23 protein-coding genes are annotated in these 20,187 nt (G+C 53.9%); 6 read left to right on the plus strand and 17 right to left on the minus strand.

The features are described 5' to 3' along the window. Window positions 1–82 precede the first annotated feature (82 nt). The 4 genes from ACQ0PY_RS04075 to mutY all read right to left on the minus strand — a co-directional run bounded on the left by ACQ0PY_RS04075 (window position 83) and on the right by mutY (window position 4,063). Window positions 83–1,339, minus strand: coding sequence for a nucleoside permease (locus tag ACQ0PY_RS04075; protein ID WP_044255678.1), 1,257 nt, complete (start codon window positions 1,337–1,339; stop codon window positions 83–85). A 212-nt stretch (window positions 1,340–1,551) separates the two neighbouring features. Further along, window positions 1,552–2,634, minus strand: a complete 1,083-nt coding sequence (mltC, locus tag ACQ0PY_RS04080; protein ID WP_072040062.1) for a membrane-bound lytic murein transglycosylase MltC — start codon at window positions 2,632–2,634, stop codon at window positions 1,552–1,554. Between the two features lie 73 nt (window positions 2,635–2,707). Continuing rightward, window positions 2,708–2,983, minus strand: coding sequence for an oxidative damage protection protein (locus tag ACQ0PY_RS04085; RefSeq protein WP_042998071.1), 276 nt, complete (start codon window positions 2,981–2,983; stop codon window positions 2,708–2,710). A 27-nt stretch (window positions 2,984–3,010) separates the two neighbouring features. Beyond that, a complete protein-coding gene (mutY, locus tag ACQ0PY_RS04090; protein ID WP_109739851.1) occupies window positions 3,011–4,063 on the minus strand; it encodes an A/G-specific adenine glycosylase in 1,053 nt (350 codons plus the stop codon). Between the two features lie 162 nt (window positions 4,064–4,225). On the opposite strand from mutY, the gene trmB reads away from it, so the two are divergent. The 5 genes from trmB (at window position 4,226) to ACQ0PY_RS04115 (ending at window position 8,420) form a co-directional block, all read left to right on the plus strand. Further along, on the plus strand, window positions 4,226–4,945 hold the full coding sequence (trmB, locus tag ACQ0PY_RS04095; RefSeq protein WP_042998069.1) for a tRNA (guanosine(46)-N7)-methyltransferase TrmB: 720 nt from the start codon (window positions 4,226–4,228) through the stop codon (window positions 4,943–4,945). Further along, window positions 4,945–5,271, plus strand: coding sequence for a YggL family protein (locus ACQ0PY_RS04100; RefSeq protein ID WP_042998068.1), 327 nt, complete (start codon window positions 4,945–4,947; stop codon window positions 5,269–5,271). Before trmB ends, ACQ0PY_RS04100 begins: the two co-directional genes overlap by 1 nt. 52 nt (window positions 5,272–5,323) lie before the next feature. Then, window positions 5,324–6,043, plus strand: coding sequence for a YggN family protein (locus tag ACQ0PY_RS04105; RefSeq protein WP_109739852.1), 720 nt, complete (start codon window positions 5,324–5,326; stop codon window positions 6,041–6,043). Window positions 6,044–6,232: 189 nt separating this feature from the next. Beyond that, complete coding sequence (gene ansB / locus ACQ0PY_RS04110; protein WP_042998066.1) at window positions 6,233–7,279, plus strand: L-asparaginase 2; 1,047 nt, start codon at window positions 6,233–6,235, stop codon at window positions 7,277–7,279. 133 nt (window positions 7,280–7,412) lie between these two features. Continuing rightward, a complete protein-coding gene (locus ACQ0PY_RS04115; RefSeq protein ID WP_109739853.1) occupies window positions 7,413–8,420 on the plus strand; it encodes a DUF1202 family protein in 1,008 nt (335 codons plus the stop codon). 31 nt (window positions 8,421–8,451) lie between these two features. On the opposite strand, the gene hemW is transcribed toward ACQ0PY_RS04115, so the two are convergent. Genes hemW through ACQ0PY_RS04140 form a run of 5 tightly spaced genes read right to left on the minus strand, consistent with a single transcriptional unit; the run spans window position 8,452 to window position 11,758 of the window. Next, entirely contained in the window at window positions 8,452–9,588 is a 1,137-nt protein-coding gene (hemW, locus tag ACQ0PY_RS04120) for a radical SAM family heme chaperone HemW (RefSeq protein WP_042998064.1), read from the minus strand. After that, a complete protein-coding gene (locus ACQ0PY_RS04125; RefSeq protein WP_044263976.1) occupies window positions 9,581–10,174 on the minus strand; it encodes an XTP/dITP diphosphatase in 594 nt (197 codons plus the stop codon). The genes hemW and ACQ0PY_RS04125 overlap by 8 nt, the downstream gene beginning before the upstream one ends. A gap of 7 nt (window positions 10,175–10,181) precedes the next feature. Then, a complete protein-coding gene (gene yggU / locus ACQ0PY_RS04130) occupies window positions 10,182–10,472 on the minus strand; it encodes a DUF167 family protein YggU (protein ID WP_044255664.1) in 291 nt (96 codons plus the stop codon). Beyond that, the gene (locus ACQ0PY_RS04135; protein ID WP_042998061.1) at window positions 10,469–11,035 is read right to left on the minus strand and encodes a YggT family protein; all 567 of its coding nucleotides are present in this window, start codon (window positions 11,033–11,035) and stop codon (window positions 10,469–10,471) included. The genes yggU and ACQ0PY_RS04135 overlap by 4 nt, the downstream gene beginning before the upstream one ends. A gap of 18 nt (window positions 11,036–11,053) precedes the next feature. Beyond that, complete coding sequence (locus ACQ0PY_RS04140; protein ID WP_061070564.1) at window positions 11,054–11,758, minus strand: YggS family pyridoxal phosphate-dependent enzyme; 705 nt, start codon at window positions 11,756–11,758, stop codon at window positions 11,054–11,056. A gap of 17 nt (window positions 11,759–11,775) precedes the next feature. On the opposite strand from ACQ0PY_RS04140, the gene ACQ0PY_RS04145 reads away from it, so the two are divergent. Then, window positions 11,776–12,756, plus strand: coding sequence for a type IV pilus twitching motility protein PilT (locus tag ACQ0PY_RS04145; RefSeq protein WP_061070563.1), 981 nt, complete (start codon window positions 11,776–11,778; stop codon window positions 12,754–12,756). A 13-nt stretch (window positions 12,757–12,769) separates the two neighbouring features. Here ACQ0PY_RS04145 and ruvX read toward each other — a convergent pair whose 3' ends face one another. The 8 genes from ruvX to metK form a co-directional block, all read right to left on the minus strand. Further along, a complete protein-coding gene (gene ruvX, locus ACQ0PY_RS04150) occupies window positions 12,770–13,186 on the minus strand; it encodes a Holliday junction resolvase RuvX (RefSeq protein ID WP_109739854.1) in 417 nt (138 codons plus the stop codon). Next, window positions 13,186–13,749, minus strand: coding sequence for a YqgE/AlgH family protein (locus ACQ0PY_RS04155; protein ID WP_042998057.1), 564 nt, complete (start codon window positions 13,747–13,749; stop codon window positions 13,186–13,188). The genes ruvX and ACQ0PY_RS04155 overlap by 1 nt, the downstream gene beginning before the upstream one ends. A 174-nt stretch (window positions 13,750–13,923) precedes the next feature. Further along, a complete protein-coding gene (gene gshB, locus ACQ0PY_RS04160) occupies window positions 13,924–14,871 on the minus strand; it encodes a glutathione synthase (RefSeq protein ID WP_044255655.1) in 948 nt (315 codons plus the stop codon). A 12-nt stretch (window positions 14,872–14,883) separates the two neighbouring features. Beyond that, window positions 14,884–15,615, minus strand: coding sequence for a 16S rRNA (uracil(1498)-N(3))-methyltransferase (rsmE, locus tag ACQ0PY_RS04165; protein ID WP_042998055.1), 732 nt, complete (start codon window positions 15,613–15,615; stop codon window positions 14,884–14,886). Between the two features lie 79 nt (window positions 15,616–15,694). After that, window positions 15,695–16,402, minus strand: coding sequence for a deoxyribonuclease I (endA, locus tag ACQ0PY_RS04170; RefSeq protein WP_044263980.1), 708 nt, complete (start codon window positions 16,400–16,402; stop codon window positions 15,695–15,697). A 91-nt stretch (window positions 16,403–16,493) separates the two neighbouring features. Beyond that, the gene (locus ACQ0PY_RS04175; RefSeq protein ID WP_044255652.1) at window positions 16,494–16,994 is read right to left on the minus strand and encodes a SprT family zinc-dependent metalloprotease; all 501 of its coding nucleotides are present in this window, start codon (window positions 16,992–16,994) and stop codon (window positions 16,494–16,496) included. Window positions 16,995–17,072: 78 nt separating this feature from the next. Beyond that, window positions 17,073–18,467, minus strand: coding sequence for a galactose/proton symporter (gene galP / locus ACQ0PY_RS04180; protein WP_042324088.1), 1,395 nt, complete (start codon window positions 18,465–18,467; stop codon window positions 17,073–17,075). Window positions 18,468–18,834: 367 nt separating this feature from the next. After that, window positions 18,835–19,989 (minus strand): methionine adenosyltransferase, encoded by a 1,155-nt coding sequence (gene metK, locus ACQ0PY_RS04185; RefSeq protein WP_046401615.1) that lies wholly within the window; start codon window positions 19,987–19,989, stop codon window positions 18,835–18,837. Window positions 19,990–20,187 lie beyond the last annotated feature (198 nt).

Raw genomic sequence — 20,187 nt, forward strand, 5'->3', positions numbered from 1 at the left:
CCGGATGGCGCTTGCGCTTATCCGGCCAGGTGTATCGGAGTAGGCCGGATAAGACGCAAAAGCGTCTTATCCGGCAGAGAGATTAATGTGCGACGGTCTGCGTGCCGGTCGGGACGCGAACGTGCTTGTACTTAAACAGCGCCACGAAGGCAAAGGCCAGAACCAGTGAGTAGCCGGCAAAAATCAGCCACACGGTCTGCCAGTCGGTAATGCCGTTCAGGGTGTAATGCTCTACCACTTTCCCGCTTACCACGCCGCCGAGGATACAGCCGAAGCCGTTGGTCATCATCAGGAACATGCCCTGCGCACTGGCGCGGATTTCCGGACGAACTTCTTTCTCAACGAACACCGAACCGGAGATGTTGAAGAAGTCGAAGGCGCAGCCGTAAACAATCATCGACAGAACCAGCAGCACGGTACCAAACGGGCTCGGGTCGCCGTAGGCGAACAAGCCGAAGCGCAACATCCACGCCACGATACTGATCAGCATGACGTTCTTGATCCCGTAACGGCTGAGGAAGAACGGAATGGTCAGGATGAACAGGGTTTCGGAGATCTGCGAGATCGACATCATCACCGACGCGTGCTCAACGATAAAGCTTCCGGAGAACAGCGGGTTGTTGTCGAAGCTGTGCAGGAAGGTGTTCCCGAACATGTTGGTAATTTGCAGTTCTGCGCCGAGCATCATTGAGAAGATGAAGAAGATAGCCATACGCTTGTTTTTAAACAGCGCGAAGGCATCCAGACCCAGCATAGAAGTCCAGCTTTGATTCTTCTGCTGATTCGCCACCGGAATGTGCGGCAGGGTCAACGTAAACAGCACCAGCATCACAGAGAGCGCCGCGCCAATATACAGCTGCATATGGCTCAGTTCGAAACCGGAGAAGCTCACGGCCCACATGGCGGCGATGAAACCGATGGTGCCCCAGATACGAATCGGCGGGAAGTCAGTAACGATGTCCATGCCTGCGTTCTGCAAGCGGTAATAGGAAATGGTGTTGATAAGCCCAAGCGTTGGCATATATGCCAGTGAGTTAAGCAGGATCACAAAGAACATCGCACCCGGCGTCGTGACTTCAGCGGCGATGAACAGCGTCACTGCACCCACCACGTGACAGATGGCGTAAACCCACTTTGCACTGAGCCATTTGTCCGCCACGATCCCCAACAGGGTCGGCATCAGAACCGCCGCGATCCCCAGCGAGCTATAGACAGCACCAATAGAAGCACCGTCAAATTTGAGGGTGACAAACATATAGGAGCCGAGGGTGGTCAGCCAACTTCCCCACAGGCAGAACTGCAGAAAGGAGAGTATTTTCAGCTGCAGCTTAAGATTCATGTTAATTTCCTCACACAGGAAGGCGAATGAATGTTTCGATTGGCACAAATGCCGTGACTGTATGATGTGATTCTATCAACGACAATGGGTGATTTTTTGTTACCTGTGACAAATAATTGCAAAACAATACCTTTTTGCAATGCGAAAAAGTGACTTTTGTCACGTTTTGTGTCGCCCGCTCGCCGTTTTACCGGGAGCGGGGAAGAGAAGCATCAGTTCCGCCGATAGGTTTTTTGCGCGGAATTGACTTTATACAGATAACGGCGCGATTCAGAAGAGGGGTGACGCGTGGTTAACGTCTGGTACACATCCCCTGGCGTCATGCTGTTGATGATATTCGCGGCCTGCACTTTATCACTGGAGAAGACGCGCAGTACGCTGCCCGCCCCGCCATTGTAAGCGGTGATCACCGCATAGCGTCGTGACGTTGGGTTATCGATGCCGCCCAGATAGACATTGTTGAGCATCGCCAGATAGGCGGTGCCGGTATCTATGTTGCTGGCTGGATCGAACAGTTCGCTGCGACTCGGGATACCGGAGCGGCCCTGGGAACGATAAACGTCTTTCCCGGCGGTATGCTGAACCACCTGCATCAGCCCCAGCGCATCGGAACGGCTTACTGCGTATGGGTTGAAGGATGACTCCGTCTGCATAATCGCCAGAATCAGCGACTCATCAATGCCATATTTATGGGATGCCTTGCGCACCATGCCGAGGTATTTATGCGCACGTTTATCCAGGTGATTCGGCACCAGGTTAATTGTCACGCTGAAAATCATGCGGATCCCGTTGCTGCGGCTTTTCATCCGCGTTTGCAGCAGGTAATCGGCGAATTTCGTCGCCCGGCCTTCCCAGCGGATCGGCTGACCTGTGTTATCGAGCACCTGGCCGTACAGGAACGGCTCTCTGGAGATCTGAATGTCATCGACATCAGAGTAGAGGTCGACGGAGGTGGGATCATCACCCATCAGCAACGTTTTAATGATGGCGCGCCGCAAATGTGCCGCAGGTTCAGTCCCGGCGATGGTCTCAACGGTAATGGTCCCGTCGTCAAAGTTAATATGGCTGCGGGTCTGGTACTGATCGGTGTACTTCACGTAGTCCTTTGGACCGGCGATCAGCACTTCTTGATAGCCCCACAGATTTTCAATGTTGTGGGCAAACTGCCCCATCAGAATGTCAAAACCGTTGGTATCCTTGATCCAGGCTTCATTATAAGAATCGCCTTTTTTGGTCGAACTGGAACAGGAGATGAGCAACGGCGCAATAACGGCAAGCGCGAGAAATTTTTTCATCATTCCGGGAGTGCGTGTTGTGTTTGTCGTTGTGCGGTGTTGCCGGACAGCGTTGAGCCATCCGGCAACGTGCTTATTTTTTATCTTCCGGCGTATAACCTTCGATATGCACGTCTTTGCCTTCAAACAGGAAGTTGATCATCTCTTGTTCCAGCAGCTTGCGATGCTCGACGTTCATCATATTGAGTTTCTTTTCGTTGATAAGCATAGTCTGCTTGTGCTGCCACTGCGCCCACGCTTCTTTTGAAATCTCGTTATAAATGCGTTTTCCCAGTTCGCCCGGGTACAGCTGGAAATCCTGTCCTTCTGCTTCACGCTGCAGGAAAGTGCAAAAAATCGTTCTGCTCATAACTTATCCTCTTCATCGTCCGGTGCGTTAAACGGGGGCACCGGTACGTAACTGCTGTAATAAACGCTCCACCGGAGCCGCCAGGCCAACAGATGGCGGTTGCGCTAAGTTATACCAGAGCGCGTTGCCTTCATCCATGCATGAACCGCATGAAGACACAGTAAGCCACATAGGCACAATATCCAGATGGAAATGGCTGAAGGTATGGCGAAACGCGTTAAGTTGGGTCAAATTATCAGCGTTCACATGCCGTTGCGCCAGCCATTCCCGTAATTCCTCTTCACTGGCAAACTGTGGGAAACAGAATAACCCACCCCACAATCCGCTTGGCGGGCGTTGAGCCAGTAAGACCTCGTCCTGATGTTGCAGCAGCAGAAAATAGCCTGTCCGCTCAGGCAGCGTCTGTTTCGGTTTCTTGCCAGGGTAAAGTGACCAGCTGTCATTCGCACAGGCGACACAACTGTTCTGCAACGGGCACAGCGAGCATTTCGGTTTTGAGCGTGTACACACCATCGCGCCTAAATCCATCATCGCCTGGTTAAAACGCTCCACACCTTTCACCGGGGTAACGTGCTCGCTCAGATCCCAGAGTTTTTTCTCAACCTCTTTTTTACCCGGCCAGCCGCTAACAGCATAGCAGCGCGCCAGCACGCGTTTAACGTTGCCGTCAAGAATCGGAAAAGGTTGACCCAACGAGAGTGACAGCACGGCGCCGGCGGTTGAACGCCCGACGCCGGGGAGCGCCGCCACGTCTTCAAAGGTTTCAGGGAATACGCCGTTATGCAGCGTGGCTACCTGTTGCGCCGCCTTGTGCAGATTGCGCGCCCGGGCGTAGTAACCGAGCCCCGTCCACAGGTGAAGCACTTCGTCCAGCGGCGCGTTGGCGAGATCGGTCACCGTCGGGAAATGGGCCATAAACCGTTCAAAGTAAGGAATGACCGTCGTCACCTGGGTCTGTTGCAGCATCACTTCTGAGAGCCATACTTTGTAAGGCGTCTTATCAATTTGCCAGGGCAGGGTTTTTCGCCCGTATTTATCGTACCAGTCCAGAACCTGGGCTGAAAATTGAGACGCTTGCATGGTCACCGAATTCATTATTGTTGGGGGCAAGATTGCAGCACAGAGGCAACAGGGTGTAAACCGGAACTTTCCGCAGCGTGAGCGCTTCCTTTACTTGCATCCGGCAACTAACTTTGGATAATGCCCGTTTTCAGACCTTAATCACAAGCAGACTTAACTTTTATGAAAAACGACGTCATCTCACCGGAATTTGATGAAAACGGCCGTCCACTGCGCCGGATTCGTAGTTTTGTTCGTCGCCAGGGGCGGCTGACCAAAGGGCAGGAGCACGCGCTGGAAAACTACTGGCCGGTGATGGGCGTTGAATTCAGCGAAGAGCCGGTGGATTTCGCGACGTTGTTTGGCCGTGAAGCGCCGGTTACGCTGGAGATTGGCTTCGGTATGGGCGCCTCACTGGTGGCAATGGCGAAAGCGCGTCCGGAGCAAAATTTCCTCGGTATTGAAGTTCACTCGCCTGGTGTGGGCGCATGTCTGGCGTCGGCCCATGACGAGGGCGTTGAGAACCTGCGTGTGATGTGCCATGACGCAGTCGAAGTGCTGCATAAAATGATTCCTGACAATTCTTTAACGATGGTTCAGCTCTTTTTCCCTGACCCGTGGCACAAAGCACGTCATAATAAACGCCGTATCGTTCAGGTACCGTTTGCCGAGCTGGTCAAAAGCAAACTGAAGCTGGGCGGCGTGTTCCACATGGCGACTGACTGGGAAGCCTATGCCGAGCACATGCTTGAAGTGATGTCCTCCATTGACGGATATAAAAACCTGTCAGAGAGTCACGATTACGTACCGCGCCCACCATCGCGCCCGGTAACCAAATTTGAACAACGTGGCCATCGTCTTGGTCATGGCGTATGGGACTTAATGTTCGAGAGGGTGAAATAATGGCAAAGAACCGTAGCCGTCGTCTGCGTAAAAAAATGCATATCGACGAATTCCAGGAATTAGGATTTTCGGTAGCATGGCGTTTCCCGGAAGGTACATCTGAAGAGCAGGTTGATAAAACCGTTGATGACTTTATCAATGACGTTATTGAACCGAACAAACTGGCTTTTGACGGCAGCGGTTATCTGGCCTGGGAAGGTCTGATCTGCATGCAGGAAATCGGCAAATGCACTGAAGAACATCAGGCGATTGTGCGTAAGTGGCTGGAAGAACACAAACTTGAAGAAGTGCGTACCAGCGAACTTTTCGACGTTTGGTGGGACTAACTACGCATACGGGGCCAGCATTTGCTGGCCCGATTTGTCTTGAGGGAAAGTTATGATGCGCAAAACGCTGCTGGCGGCAGCCCTTTCTGTAACGGCGATGACCGCTCATGCAGACTACCAGTGCAGCGTCACGCCGCGTGACGATGTGATTCTGAGCCCGCAAACGGTGCAGGTGAAGGGTGAAAACGGCAACCTGGTGATCACGCCGGACGGCAATGTGATGTACAACGGTAAGCAGTACACGCTGAGCGCCGCACAGCGCGAGCAGGCGAAAGATTACCAGGCCGAACTGCGCAGCGCGCTGCCGTGGATTGATGAAGGTGCCAGAAACCGTGTCGAAAAAGGGCGCGTGGCGCTGGATAAAATTATCGCCAAAGAAGTGGGCGAGAGCAGTAACATGCGGGGGCGTCTGACGAAACTGGATGCCCAGTTGAAAGAGCAGATGAACCGGATTATCGAGCATCGTACCGACGGTCTGACCTTCCACTATAAAGCTATCGATCAGGTGCGTGCCGACGGTCAGCAACTGGTGAATCAGGCGATGGGCGGCATTTTGCAGGACAGCATCAACGAGATGGGGGCGAAAGCCGTTCTGAAAGGCGGTGGGAATCCACTGCAGGGCGTGCTGGGCAGCCTCGGCGGATTACAATCCGCGATCCAGACCGAATGGAAGAATCAGGAAAAAGATTTCCAGCAGTTCGGTAAAGATGTCTGCAACCGCGTGGTGACGCTGGAAGATAACCGCAAGGCGCTGGTCAGCACGCTTAAATAAACTTTTCATATAAAACAATGGCACAGATCGCCTCTGTGCCATTTTCTTTTGCCTTTCCGCTTCGTTTTGATATCCACCTCTAAATTTAACAATCTGATAGATACATTTGTCTGGTTAATTGGATGAAATCACATTATTCAGCTCTGGCATTGGGATAATGCGGCAAATTCACGTAACTGGAGAAATAACATGGAGTTTTTCAGGAAAACGGCACTGGCAGCACTGGTAATGGGTTTCAGCGGTGCAGCACTCGCCTTACCGAACGTTACCATTTTAGCGACCGGCGGGACGATTGCCGGTGGCGGTGACTCCGCAACCAAATCCAACTATACGGCGGGCAAAGTTGGCGTAGAGAATCTGGTCAAAGCCGTTCCTCAACTTAAGGATATCGCTAACGTTAAGGGTGAGCAGGTTGTCAATATCGGTTCGCAGGATATGAACGACGACGTCTGGTTAACCCTGGCGAAAAAGATCAATAACGAGTGTGACAGCACCGACGGCTTCGTGATTACCCACGGTACTGACACCATGGAAGAGACCGCTTACTTCCTCGATCTGACCGTGAAATGCAACAAGCCGGTAGTGCTGGTTGGCGCAATGCGTCCGTCTACCGGAATGAGCGCGGACGGTCCGTTCAACCTCTATAACGCGGTAGTGACAGCGGCGGATAAAGCCTCTGCCAACCGTGGCGTGCTGGTCGTGATGAATGACACCGTGCTTGACGGGCGCGACGTGACCAAAACCAACACCACCGATGTGGCGACCTTCAAATCCGTTAACTACGGACCGCTGGGCTACATTCATAACGGTAAAATCGACTACCAGCGTACGCCTGCGCGTAAGCACACCACCTCCACGCCGTTCGACGTTTCTAAGCTGAATGAACTGCCGAAGGTCGGTATCGTCTATAACTACGCGAATGCTTCCGATCTGCCGGCAAAAGCGCTGGTGGATGCCGGTTATGATGGGATTGTGAGCGCTGGTGTGGGTAACGGCAACCTGTACAAAACGGTCTTCGATACGCTGGCAACCGCAGCGCATAAAGGAACTGTTGTAGTGCGTTCTTCCCGCGTACCGACTGGTTCAACCACGCAGGATGCTGAAATCGATGATGCGAAGTACGGTTTCGTTGCCTCTGGTTCTCTGAACCCACAGAAGGCACGCGTACTGCTGCAACTGGCGCTGACTCAGACTAAAGATCCGAAACAGATCCAGACGATGTTTAATCAGTATTAATCGCTGATGCCCCAGTCAAGCGGCTGGGGCAGTTTTCTGAAATATCTCTCTGACCAGTGAATCATTAATCTGCTAACGATCATTTTAATTATGATGGTGGCGGTTAGCATTATTCTGGACGGGAGGTCCGCAAATGTTTCGACAATGGATAGCAGGTGCGGCGTTTTTTACGCTGGTTTCAGGTTATAGCTGGGCGGAAGTCGCTCAACCTGGCGATTGCGTCTTGAAAGATGCGTTTAGTAAGCAGTATCACGGCGTGCTTAAACTGAATTCTGTCACCTTAAAAAATCTTGATTCCACTGGTAATCAGGCCACCTGGTCTGCGGAGGGCGACGTCTCTTCCAGTGATGATCTTTATACCGGCATCGGTATGGCTGCGGATTATTACTTTGTGGAACGTACCTGGATAAAAGATCGACCGGTTAAATTTTCCGCGATGTTAACCAGTACAGGGACACCTGCTTCCGGCTGGAGGGTGAATTTCTATTCCTTTCAAGCGGCAGCCAGCAATGAAGGGCGGGTTATTACTGATATTAAAACCAACGATAAATATCTCATCGTAAATGGAGATGATTTTAACTACCGATTCAGTCAAATTGATGCTTCATATATCGCGCAGAAAAAGTCGATCGCCCACCTCGAAGAACAAATAAAAACGCTGGATAAACAAATAGCTGTTGCTCAACAAAAGGCCGATGACTATTGGGGTAAAGCGTCTGATGGTAAAAAACTGACCCGGGAAGAGGCATTCCACAAGATGTTTAAAGTGCGCGATGACTTTGTCAAAGCGAACGACAGCAGTGCGTTTGCCGAGAAATATGCAAAAGAAGTGTATCAGCCAGCGTTAGACGCATGTCATAAAAAGAGTGACAATTGTTATGAAACGCCCATTCAGCAAAAGAGAGATTTCGATATACAAGAGCAAAGACGGCAGGTCTTTCTGAAATCGCAAGAACTCAGCCGAAAAGCGCTAGCTGACTGGATCGCGTATGAAAAAGGACAGTATCCGCTGAACATAGCTGCCTCTAAACTTCGTATGCAGCAGACGGATCTGCATATCAAGATTGACGATATCAATGAAGGCTATGATCGCTGGAAAAAAGAGACCGATGAATTACGACGCCACGGAGTTCTCCGGTAATGGGAGGGATGCGCCACCGGCGCATCCAGAATCATTCGGGGAGAAACAGCTCAAGCAGCGAATTTAAAAACAGTTTTCCGTGCCGGGTGATCTGCCAGTGCGTAGCGGATTCGGTCAGATACCCCTGGGCTATGGCGTCATCGATCTGCTGACGAATTACCTCTTCACTCAGTCCCGTATACTGCGTAAATTCAGCGCGGGGGGCGGCTTCCAGCAGACGGAATCGGTTCATGAAAAATTCAAACGGTTTATCGACCTGCTCCACATCGCGCTGACTTTCCAGATAACGTCCCTGCATATAGCCACGCGGATGGCGCGTTTTGGTGGTGCGCAGAATGCGGCCATCGGGGAACGTGACTTTACCGTGTGCGCCGCAGCCGATGCCGAGATAATCGCCAAAGCGCCAGTAATTCAGGTTGTGCTGACACTGGTAGCCCGGTCTGGCATAGGCTGAGGTTTCATACTGCTGATAACCTGCGGCGGTTAACAACTGGTGGCCCTGTTCGAAGATGTCCCACAGTGCATCATCGTCCGGTAACACCGGCGGGCGGGAACCAAACAGCGTATTCGGTTCAATCGTCAGTTGATACCACGAGAGATGCGGCGGATTCAGCGCAATTGCCTGGCGCAGGTCATCCAGGGCGTCGTCCAGTGACTGGTCCGGCAGGCCGTGCATTAAATCGAGATTAAAGCTGCGCAGGCCTAAACCGCTGGCGAGATTCGCCGCGCGGCAGGCCTCCTGCGGGCCGTGAATGCGTCCCAGACGCTTCAGTTTTGCTTCGCTAAAGCTCTGCACGCCGATAGAAATACGGTTTACCCCGGCATGCTGATAATCGACAAAGCGATCGGCTTCGACCGTACCCGGATTCGCTTCCATCGTAATTTCCGCATCCGCTGACAGATTCAGGCGCGCACGCACGCCATCGAGCAGCGTTTGCATCGCCGGGCCGGAAAGCAGGCTCGGCGTACCGCCACCGATGAAAATCGTCTTCACTTCGCGGCCCTGCGCATACGTGACGTCAGCGTCGAGATCGCTCAGCAAATGCTGGACGTAATCATCGTGCGGGACTTCACCTTTTAATGCATGCGAGTTGAAATCGCAGTACGGGCATTTCTGCACGCACCACGGGATGTGAATGTAAAGACTCAGCGGCGGCAACTTAACCATTACGTAAGGCTTCCAGCAGTAGCTTCAGCGCCTGTCCACGGTGGGAAATCGCGCTTTTCTCTTCACGCGTCAGTTCGGCAGCGGTTTTACCTGCCGAAGGCACGAAGAAGATTGGGTCATAGCCAAAGCCGCCGTTGCCTGATGCCGTACGCGCAATCACGCCCGGCCAACTGCCGTGACACACCAGCGGTGTAGGATCGTCAGCATGACGCAGATAGACCAGCACGCAGTGGAAGCGCGCCTGACGCTGTTCGTCCGGCACATCCTTCAGGGTATGCAGCAGCTTTTCCAGGTTCTGTTGATCGCTCGCGTCTTCACCGGCATAGCGCGCGGAGTAGATGCCCGGCGCGCCGCCCAGCGCGTCAACGGCCAGACCGGAGTCGTCGGCAATCGCCGGTAAACCGGTGATTTGTGCGGCATGGCGCGCTTTCAGGATCGCGTTTTCAATAAAGGTTAGCCCGGTCTCTTCGGCAGAATCGACGCCGAGATCCGTTTGCGCTACCACATCAAGCCCGAAATCGCTGAGCAGCGACGCGAGCTCACGCACTTTACCGGCATTGCCGGTTGCGAGGACTACTTTTTGCATAGGATACCTAATCAGTTAATGCCGCGACTTCTGGCGGGATCTGTTGCGGATGAATGATTTTAACCTGTTTATGGCGGCCAAGTTCGCCCTTTTCAATGACAACCTGGCTCTTTGCCACGCGGAACTGCTTACCGAGAAACTTCACCAGATGACTGTTCGCCTGGCCATCCACCGGCGGGGCGGTAATGGCGACTTTCAGTTCGTCGCCATGTAAACCGACAATGCTGTCGCGGCTGGCTTTCGGCTGAATATAGAGCCGTAAAACCAGTCCATCATCGCAGCGGGTTACGGCACTCATAGCGCCATCCACAGCCCCGGCAGCAGCATATTACCGGTTGCCTGCAGAACCTCGCCAATCCCCATGTTGATCACGTACAACAGCAGGACGAGAATCATTGGCGAGAAATCGATGCCGCCCATACCCGGGAGAATGCGACGAATCGGGCGCAGCAGCGGATCGGCCAGTTGAATCAGCACATACTCAATCGGGCTACGGCCCTGGCTTACCCAGCTCATGATAGCCATCACCAGCAGCACCCAGAAGATCAACAGGCCGATGGTTTTGAGCACGATCAGCACAGCGGCGATCCAGACGATCGGCAGGAACGTCACCACTTTAAATAGCACTATCGCTTTGATAAAGCTGAGGATAAACGCAACCAGCAGCGATGCGCTGTCGACCGGTCCCATCGGGGGAATAATGCGGCGCAGCGGCCCAATAATCGGTTGCGTCACTTTCACCACAAACTGGGAGAAAGGGTTATAAAAGTCACAGCGAGCCCATTGCATCCACACGCGCAATAACAGCACCATGGTGTACAGCTCAATTACCGTTGAGAGCAAGAAGGTCAACGTATTCATGGCGTTCCTCAGATTTCCTTAATTTTTTGTGTAATCACGTGCACCAAAAATGGCGGTGCCGATACGTACCATCGTGCTACCCGCCGCAATGGCGGCTTCCATATCATCCGACATACCCAGCGACAGGGTATCGACGTCAGGATAGCGCGTCTTCAGCCCGGCAAATGCTACAGCCATTTGGCGGGCAACTTCAAACTGCCTTACATAATCTGACTCAGGGGCAGGGATCGCCATCAGACCGCGCAGACGAAGATTCGGTAATTCGACGACCTCAGCGGCAAGTGCGTCCAGTTCCTCCAGTGGAATACCGGACTTGCTGTTTTCATCGCTAATGTTGATTTGAATCAGCACGTTCAGCGGTTCCAGTTCTGCCGGACGCTGTTCGTTCAGCCGGGTAGCAATGCGCAGGCGGTCGAGAGTATGGCACCAGTCAAAGTGCTCGGCCACCAGACGGCTTTTGTTGGACTGTAACGGGCCGATAAAGTGCCATTGCAGGCCGGCAATGCCTTTCTCGCGAAAGTGGCGAATTTTCTCCACCCCTTCCTGCACGTAATTTTCACCAAAGGCTAACTGACCAGCGGCGATGGCTTCTTCGATGGCGCTCGCAGGTTTGGTTTTACTCACTGCAAGTAACGTAACTTCTTCTGAAGCGCGCCCGCAACGCGATGCGGCGGCTGAGATTTTGTCCCGGACCTGTGCCAGGTTATGCGCGATATCGTTCATTTTCCGAGGATCTGTCTATGAATATGGAAGAAATTGTGGCCCTTAGTGTAAAGCATAACGTCTCGGATCTACACCTAAGCAATGCGTGGCCTGCACGCTGGCGAAAACGGGGACGCATGGAGCGTGCACCCTTTACCGCAACCGACATTACCGGACTGCTAGCGGACTGGCTGGATGAGGGGCAGCAGGCGGCGTTACGACAAAATGGGCAACTGGATTTCGCGGTTTCGCTCGCGGATAACCAGCGCCTGCGGGCCAGCGCCTTTCACCAGCGGCAGGGGACGTCGCTGGCGCTACGGCTGCTGCCGACGCAGTGCCCGACGCTGGAAACGCTGGGGACGCCTTCTGTGCTGCCCGAACTGCTCCGCAGCGAGAATGGTTTGATTCTGGTGACTGGGGCGACAGGCAGCGGAAAATCAACTACCCTGGCGGCGATGGTCACGTGGCTGAATCAGCATATCGATGGACATATTCTGACGCTGGAAGATCCCATCGAGTATATCTACACCAGCCAGCGCTGCCTGATTCAGCAGCGTGAAGCAGGACTGCACTGCGCCTCATTTGCCACCGGTTTACGCGCGGCGCTGCGTGAAGATCCGGATGTGATTTTGCTGGGAGAGCTACGCGACAGCGAGACCATTCGTCTGGCGCTAACGGCGGCGGAAACGGGGCATCTGGTGCTGGCGACGCTGCATACACGCGGTGCCGCGCAGGCGATCGAGCGACTGATTGATTCTTTTCCGGCGCAGGAAAAAGACCCGGTGCGCAGCCAACTGGCAGGCAGTCTGCGCGCCGTACTGTCGCAGAAACTGGAGCCCGACAAGCAGGAGGGGCGCGTTGCGCTGTATGAACTGCTGATCAACACGCCGGCAGCGGGGAATTTGATTCGGGAAGGGAAGTCCCATCAGTTACCCCATGTCATTCAGACCGGGCAGCAGATGGGGATGATGACCTTTGCCCAGAGCCTGCAACAGCGACAGGCACAAGGACGGCTTTAAGCAACGTATGGGATCAGTAGCCCTGCTCGAAGTAACTTTCGAGAATGATAACGGCGGAGGCGGAATCGATCTTACCTTTATTCAGCGCGCGATAGCCGCCCTGCTCAAACAGGCCGGAGCGTGCCTCGACGGTGCTGAGTCGCTCATCGTGTAAGGTGACCGTAACGCCGAAACGCCCGTGAATGCGGTTGGCGAACTTGCGCGCGCGCGCAGTGAGCGGTTGCTCGGTGCCGTCCATATTCAGCGGTAGGCCAACGATGATCTCATCCGGTTGCCACTCTTTGAGCAGGCGTTCGATCAGGTTCCAGTCCGGCGTACCGTCCTGCGCTTTAATCGCGGGCAGGGCGCGCGCTGTGCCGGTTACCCGCTGACCAATCGCCACGCCGATACTTTTGGTGCCAAAATCAAAGCCCAGTAATGTTTCACTCATCAGGCATGCCCCGCCACGCCGGGCATCGTCAGGATGTCGATACCGATCAGTCGGGCGGCTTCACGCCAGCGATCGGCAATCGGTGTTTTAAACAGGATATTGAGATCGGCAGGGGCAGTCAGCCAGGCGTTGTCCAGCAGCTCTTGTTCAAGCTGGCCTTTCTCCCAGGAGGAGTAACCGAGCGCGACCAGCACATCGGCAGGTTGCTCATTCGTGCCTAAGGTTTCAAGCACGTCGCGAGACGTGGTGATGACGGTGTTATCCGAGATGCGGATACTGGAGGCAAAACGCGACGGCGGCGTGTGCAGGATAAACCCGCGATCTTCCGCTAACGGGCCGCCAAGCATCACTGCTTTATCCAGACGGATCGCCGGATCGCGCGGTTCTGGCGCGATTTTTAGTTTTTCCAGAATCCCTTCAATCTGGAGATTTTCCAGAGGCTTATTCACAATAATCCCCATTGCGCCATCTTCGTTATGTTCGCAAATGTACACCACTGAACGGCGGAAAATCGGATCCTGGAGAGCAGGCATGGCAATAAGAAAGTGATGCTGTAAATTCATTGTCAGAGGTTCTGTTTCCTGGTTCAAAAAAGCAACAGGGGTCAGTATGTGGGTAAAGCGCACGGATGTCACTACTGTAGGCCGGATAAGACGCCTGTGTCGCCCTCCGGCATCGGTGTCTTAATGCCTGATGGCGCTACGCTTATCAGGCCTACAGCACTGGTTCATGGCTGATTATTTTTGCAAACGTGCTTCGATGGCGTCCATCAGCATCCCGGTGATGGAGATCGGGAATTCGGCTTCAATCTCGCGGATACAGGTCGGGCTGGTGACGTTAATCTCGGTCAGACGATCGCCAATGATATCCAGACCGACAAAAATCAGTCCTTTGGCTTTCAGCGTCGGCCCGATACGGCGCGCAATTTCCCAGTCGCTCTCGGTTAACGGACGTGGTTCGCCGCGACCACCAGCGGCCAGGTTGCCACGGGTCTCGCCACCCTGCGGAATGCGCGCCAGGCAGTACGGAACCGGTTCGCCATCGACGACCAGCACGCGTTTGTCGCCATCTTTAATGGCTGGCAAATAGTTCTGCGCCATGCAGTAGCGGGTACCATGCTCGGTCAGGGTTTCCGCAATCACGCCGAGGTTCGGGTCGCCTTCTTTAACACGGAAGATCGACGCGCCGCCCATGCCGTCAAGCGGCTTGAGAATAATATCGCTGTGCTTCTGCCAGAACGCCTTCAGTTGCGCTTTGTTGCGAGTGACCAGCGTTTCCGGCGTCAGGTCAGAGAACCAGGCGGTGAACAGCTTTTCGTTACAGTCACGCAGGCTCTGCGGCTTGTTGACGATCAGCGTCCCTTTTTCTTCCGCGCGTTCCAGAATATAGGTGGCGTAGATGAACTCGGTATCAAACGGCGGATCTTTACGCATCAGAATGACGTCGAGGGCGTCCAGCGGCAGATCCTGCTCGCCGGTAAACTCATACCATTTATCATAGTTCTGCTCGACGCTCAGGGTACGCGTGCGGGCGCGGGCTTCACCGTTAATCAGATAAAGATCGGCCATCTCCATATAATGAAGTTCGTAACCACGACGTTGCGCTTCCAGCAGCATAGCAAAGCTGGAATCTTTCTTGATATTGATGCTTGCGATGGGGTCCATCACGATGCCGAGCTTGATCATTATTCTTCTCCGTTAGCCCAGATCGCCAAATCGCACCTGAAGCGCGGTAATGGCGGTGAGCGCAGTTGTCTCAGTACGCAGAACGCGAGGTCCTAACAGAATATCAGTAAACTGATAGCGTGCGGTCATGGCAATTTCCTCTGCTGACAGCCCACCTTCCGGGCCAATCAGCAAACGAACGCGCTCAACCGGAAGCGGCAATGTGTTGATACTGTCGCTGGCGCGGGGATGGAGGTTCAGTTTCAACCCCTCGTCCTGTTCTGCACACCAGGCTTCCAGATCCATCGCCGGGCGAATTTCCGGCACCCGATTACGACCACACTGTTCGCAGGCGGCAATGGCGATTTTCTGCCACTGCTGGAGCTTCTTGTTCAGACGTTCATTGTCCAGTTTAACGCCGCAGCGTTCAGAAAAAAGTGGCGTAATGAGGCTTACACCCAGTTCGATCGATTTCTGAATGGTGAACTCCATCTTCTCGCCGCGCGACATGACCTGGCCAAGATGGATGTGCAGCGGCGATTCACGATCGTCAATCTCGCCATGTAGCACCTTTACGTCGACGCTTTTTTTGCTGGCGCGGGTGATTTCAGCGGCGAAAACCTGATTGCTGCCATCAAACAGCTGCAGTTCCTGACCTGGCCCCATCCGCAAAACGCGTCCGATATGGTTGGCGGCATCTTCGCACAGGGAAATCTGGCTGCCGGCGGTGATGGGTTCTGGGTGATAAATGCGGGGAATGCGCATAGTTATAAATCCGCGTCATCTCCCCACGCAGTCTCGCCGCGCGGGGTAAGGGGTTAATCAAATATCCCGCTAGTGTAGGTTAGCTCTTTTGCGCCTGGCAAGCGCGTTGCACGTAAGGGTTATGGTTTCCCTGAATCTTCGCGATCCGTTCGTCGCGCTCACACTCCCAGTCGGTAACTGGATACAGCCTGTTCCAGGCATTGAAAAGCTGGGTTTGCTGGCGGGATAGCGTCAGGTTGTACTGGTCGCGCATATAAAAGTAGGTCCGCGCAATCGCACCGCGCGCGCGGGCGGGTGGTTCGGCGATCTTTTCTTTGAAATCGACTTTCATGGCGCACTGCCCATATTGACCTTCGCCGCCGTTCCACTGGCTGTACATGAAGTTACCGCGATCGCCATTCACCTCACCGACGGCGGGTTGCAGGTTATGCATGTCGCTTTCCATTTTGCGATAGACCGGATCTTTGGCGCAGTTTTTCCGTCCACCTTCCTGCCAGCACTGGCGTTGGTGGCCAAACTGCCATGCCGGAACGACGTGTTCCCATTCGATTCGGCTGGCGCGATTCTCGTTCTTTCGCACTTTGTAGCCGCAAGAGTTGAGATCGACGACCCCCTTCTTGCCCTGCCAGTTGATTTTACATCCGCAATAGAAGTCGCCAGGGACATCGGCGTTAACCTTGACGCCTGCGGTCTTTGCCTGTGAGAAACTGTTAATGCCAGCGGCCAACGTCTGGCCCGAAAGGGCTACCGTAAAAAAGGCGGTAGCCAAAAAAAGAGGACGGTACATCATGAACTCCGTATCAAAGCGAGCCCGCAACGTAACGAAAGTTGATGTGTGATGCAATCAGTCAGATCAGGAAAGTTCCTGATAGTTCTGGTTATTTAAGCGGCACTAAGGGTTCGCCGCAGTGGACGCAGCGGTAGGTGGCTTCGCCGCGCACCACGCGATTATGGCGGCGGATGGTCAGTTGATGCTCCTGACACCGGCAGCGGTATGGGAAAGTGTTGCGGCGTATCGATTGCAGTTCGAACTGATGCGTGCGGCGTGCGGGGACACCGAGCACGCTTTCCATCATCCACTTCCACTCTTTACCGTGCGGCGCAACCCGACCAAATCGCTTCCACACCAGTAAATGCGCCAGTTCGTGCGGCACCACTTCGTTGATAAACGCTTCGACGTTTTCCATCAGCAGCACCGGATTTAGGCGAATTTCGTAACTTTCCAGCCAGGCGGTGCCGGCAGAGGTGCCACGTTGTTGATACACCAACGTGGGTTCGGGATAGCTGCAGCCGAGCTTCAGGTTAGCCTGAGCGAGGTTATCGCGCAGACTACGCATGACGGCTTGCTGGACAGCAATAGGGAGACGGGCGGTTTTCATAACGGCAGAGAATAGTGCGACAGGGATGGGACTGCAAGAGGAAGGCGTCCTCCCGTGGGGGAGGACGCAAAGGGCAGATTAATCGTGTGCGCCGATTTCGCGCAGTTTACGACCTTTCATCAGGTTACGTTCAATGTGCTCCAGCGAGACGTGTTTGGTTTCCGGCACCAGCCACAGCGTCAGCAGGATAAACAGCACATTCAGACCAGCGTAAACCCAGAAGGTATTCGCATTACCGAGGTTTTGCAGCATGGTCAGGAACGTCGCGCCGACGATCATGTTGGCAATCCAGTTGGTTGCCGTCGAGCAGGTGATACCAAAATCACGGCCCTTCAGCGGCTGGATTTCAGAACACAGCACCCAAATCAGCGGACCGGCGCTCATCGCAAAACCAATGATGAACATCAGCAGCATCGCGATAGCGAAGTACTGCGCGGACGGGGAGTGGATGCCAACATGCATCATCGTTCCGAGGATCCCCATTCCGGCCGCCATCACCAGGAAACCCAGCGTCAGTGTCGGTTTACGACCCCAGCGGTCAACCAGACCGATAGCGATGAAGGTGGCCAGCACGTTGGTCAGACCGACAATCACGGTGCCCCACATCTGCTCTGAGGTGTTGGTATAACCCGCCATTTCAAAGATTTTTGGCGCGTAGTACATGATAACGTTCATTCCGGTGAACTGCTGCATCACCTGCAACAGCACGCCAAGGAACACTGCGCGACGGAAGTTGCTGTTCTCTTTGAACAACGCCCAACCGCTCTGTTTCACCTGTAGGCTTTCGCGGATTTCATCCAGCTCGCGTTTGGCTTCTGCGCTGGTATCACGCAGGCGTAGCAATACGCGTTCAGCATCGACAAAGCGCCGTTTTGCTGCAAACCAGCGCGGGCTGTCCGGCAGGAAGAAGACGCCGATCAGCAACAGAATCGCCGGGATGATAATCACGCCCAGCATCCAGCGCCATGCGCCGCTGTAGCTGAAGGCGGTATCCGACAGATAGGCGCCGAGGATCCCGATGGTGATCATCAACTGGTACATGGAGATCATACTGCCGCGAATTTTTTCCGGGGCGATCTCAGACAGGTACAGCGGGGCGGTGTAAGACGCCACGCCGACGGCCAGACCCAGCAGGACGCGGGACAGGATCAGCACTTCAACGTTCGGCGCTGCCGCGGAGAACAGCGAACCGGCGACAAACAGGATCGCGCCGATCATCAGGCTTTTCTTGCGCCCGAGTTTGAAAGAGAGCCAGCCGCTGCCGACCGCACCGACTGCTGCACCGAACATCATAGAGCTGACGACCCACTCCTGAGTATGTGCGGAGATCTGGAATTCATCGGTGATAAACGGTAATGCGCCAGCAATAACGCCGATATCCAGGCCAAAAAGTAATCCTGCCAGGGCTGCAAGGAAGCAGACAAAAAATGTCATCGCCTTATTGGAACGCCCCTGTTTTTTATTGTCAGGCATTATGCCCTCCGTTTGGGTTATCAGTTTTGTTGATAATTAGGGTAGGTGAGTACACCGCAAAAATATGTGATTGTTATCACGTAAGTGTAATCGGTTACACTGCCCGTTTATCGTCATTTACATTAATAAGTTGAAAATTATAGATTAATTAAACTGAGGTGTATCACGTTTGCGTAGATTTAAGACTTAGCTGAAATAAAATGTAACAGCAGAGAAAGCCAGAACATGCAAAGTGATTATTCTGAAACGAGTACTTTCACCCCATGGTGTAAGCGGTTTCAATTAATGGCGTGCGGAGGAATTTCTGGCGGGGCGTAAAGAAAAAAGGCCAGCGCGAGGCTGGCCTTACGTCATGGATGTCGGTCGCTTACTTCAGACCGGCAGCGTCGCGCAGCAGAGCGGCTTTGTCGGTTTTTTCCCACGGGAAATGTTCGCGACCAAAGTGACCGTACGCAGCGGTCTCTTTGTAGATCGGGTGCAGCAGATCCAGCATCTGAATCAGACCGTACGGACGCAGATCGAAGAACTCGCGAACCAGCAGCGTCAACTGCTCAGCAGGCACTTTCTCGGTACCGAAGGTTTCCACCATGATGGAAGTCGGTTCAGCCACGCCGATCGCGTAGGAAACCTGAATTTCACAACGGTCAGCCAGGCCTGCGGCAACGATGTTTTTCGCGACATAACGTCCTGCGTAAGCTGCAGAACGGTCCACTTTCGATGGATCTTTACCGGAGAATGCGCCGCCACCGTGACGCGCCATGCCGCCGTAGGTATCAACGATGATCTTACGACCGGTCAGACCGCAGTCACCCATTGGGCCGCCGATAACAAAACGGCCGGTCGGGTTGATGAAGAATTTGGTGGCAGAGTTCAGCCATTCGGTCGGCAGAACCGGCTTAATGATCTCTTCCATCACCGCTTCTTTCAGCGTCGTCTGATCGATCTCTTCCGCATGCTGGGTGGAGAGCACTACCGCGTCGATGCCGACAATTTTGCCGTCGTCGTACTGGAAGGTCACCTGGCTTTTCGCATCCGGGCGCAGCCACGGCAGGGTACCATTTTTACGCACTTCAGCCTGACGCTGCACCAGACGGTGCGCGTAGGTGATCGGCGCAGGCATCAGCACGTCGGTTTCGTTGGTGGCATAGCCAAACATCAGGCCCTGGTCGCCCGCACCCTGTTCCAGCGGATCGGCACGGTCAACGCCCTGGTTGATATCCGGAGACTGTTTACCAATGGCGCTCAGGACAGCACACGAGTTGGCATCAAAGCCCATGTCGGAATGCACATAGCCAATCTCGCGCACGGTATTACGTGTGATCTCTTCGATATCGACCCATGCGCTGGTGGTGATTTCACCGCCAACTAAAACCATGCCGGTTTTCACGTAGGTCTCACACGCGACGCGCGCTTTCGGATCCTGTTCCAGGATAGCATCGAGCACGGCATCAGAGATTTGGTCTGCGATTTTGTCAGGATGCCCTTCTGATACGGACTCGGACGTAAAAAGGTGTTTTGCCATGTTTTATTTCACCTAAGGAGAATTTGGTTAGCTCAAACTGTTGTGCGGAAAAGCCAAAGCAGAAGATTCTACCAAGGCCTGCAGGTTAGTGACACTGGCAGTCTGAGTGTTAATCGGTATGGATGGATTAACATCTGGATGGCTATTTTAGGTCACTTCTTCACCCGATTTCCACTGTTTTTTGAATCAGCTCTCACT

It is taken from the genome of Citrobacter sp. LST-B2, assembly GCF_057983045.1.

Bases quoted from the DNA above. Each gene is read 5' to 3' on its own strand.
- ACQ0PY_RS04075 (WP_044255678.1), bottom strand. From the start codon at position 1,339: ATGAATCTTAAGCTGCAGCTGAAAATACTCTCCTTTCTGCAGTTCTGC.
- mltC (WP_072040062.1), bottom strand. From the start codon at position 2,634: ATGAAAAAATTTCTCGCGCTTGCCGTTATTGCGCCGTTGCTCATCTCC.
- ACQ0PY_RS04085 (WP_042998071.1), bottom strand. From the start codon at position 2,983: ATGAGCAGAACGATTTTTTGCACTTTCCTGCAGCGTGAAGCAGAAGGA.
- mutY (WP_109739851.1), bottom strand. From the start codon at position 4,063: ATGCAAGCGTCTCAATTTTCAGCCCAGGTTCTGGACTGGTACGATAAA.
- trmB (WP_042998069.1), top strand. From the start codon at position 4,226: ATGAAAAACGACGTCATCTCACCGGAATTTGATGAAAACGGCCGTCCA.
- ACQ0PY_RS04100 (WP_042998068.1), top strand. From the start codon at position 4,945: ATGGCAAAGAACCGTAGCCGTCGTCTGCGTAAAAAAATGCATATCGAC.
- ACQ0PY_RS04105 (WP_109739852.1), top strand. From the start codon at position 5,324: ATGATGCGCAAAACGCTGCTGGCGGCAGCCCTTTCTGTAACGGCGATG.
- ansB (WP_042998066.1), top strand. From the start codon at position 6,233: ATGGAGTTTTTCAGGAAAACGGCACTGGCAGCACTGGTAATGGGTTTC.
- ACQ0PY_RS04115 (WP_109739853.1), top strand. From the start codon at position 7,413: ATGTTTCGACAATGGATAGCAGGTGCGGCGTTTTTTACGCTGGTTTCA.
- hemW (WP_042998064.1), bottom strand. From the start codon at position 9,588: ATGGTTAAGTTGCCGCCGCTGAGTCTTTACATTCACATCCCGTGGTGC.
- ACQ0PY_RS04125 (WP_044263976.1), bottom strand. From the start codon at position 10,174: ATGCAAAAAGTAGTCCTCGCAACCGGCAATGCCGGTAAAGTGCGTGAG.
- yggU (WP_044255664.1), bottom strand. From the start codon at position 10,472: ATGAGTGCCGTAACCCGCTGCGATGATGGACTGGTTTTACGGCTCTAT.
- ACQ0PY_RS04135 (WP_042998061.1), bottom strand. From the start codon at position 11,035: ATGAATACGTTGACCTTCTTGCTCTCAACGGTAATTGAGCTGTACACC.
- ACQ0PY_RS04140 (WP_061070564.1), bottom strand. From the start codon at position 11,758: ATGAACGATATCGCGCATAACCTGGCACAGGTCCGGGACAAAATCTCA.
- ACQ0PY_RS04145 (WP_061070563.1), top strand. From the start codon at position 11,776: ATGAATATGGAAGAAATTGTGGCCCTTAGTGTAAAGCATAACGTCTCG.
- ruvX (WP_109739854.1), bottom strand. From the start codon at position 13,186: ATGAGTGAAACATTACTGGGCTTTGATTTTGGCACCAAAAGTATCGGC.
- ACQ0PY_RS04155 (WP_042998057.1), bottom strand. From the start codon at position 13,749: ATGAATTTACAGCATCACTTTCTTATTGCCATGCCTGCTCTCCAGGAT.
- gshB (WP_044255655.1), bottom strand. From the start codon at position 14,871: ATGATCAAGCTCGGCATCGTGATGGACCCCATCGCAAGCATCAATATC.
- rsmE (WP_042998055.1), bottom strand. From the start codon at position 15,615: ATGCGCATTCCCCGCATTTATCACCCAGAACCCATCACCGCCGGCAGC.
- endA (WP_044263980.1), bottom strand. From the start codon at position 16,402: ATGTACCGTCCTCTTTTTTTGGCTACCGCCTTTTTTACGGTAGCCCTT.
- ACQ0PY_RS04175 (WP_044255652.1), bottom strand. From the start codon at position 16,994: ATGAAAACCGCCCGTCTCCCTATTGCTGTCCAGCAAGCCGTCATGCGT.
- galP (WP_042324088.1), bottom strand. From the start codon at position 18,467: ATGCCTGACAATAAAAAACAGGGGCGTTCCAATAAGGCGATGACATTT.
- metK (WP_046401615.1), bottom strand. From the start codon at position 19,989: ATGGCAAAACACCTTTTTACGTCCGAGTCCGTATCAGAAGGGCATCCT.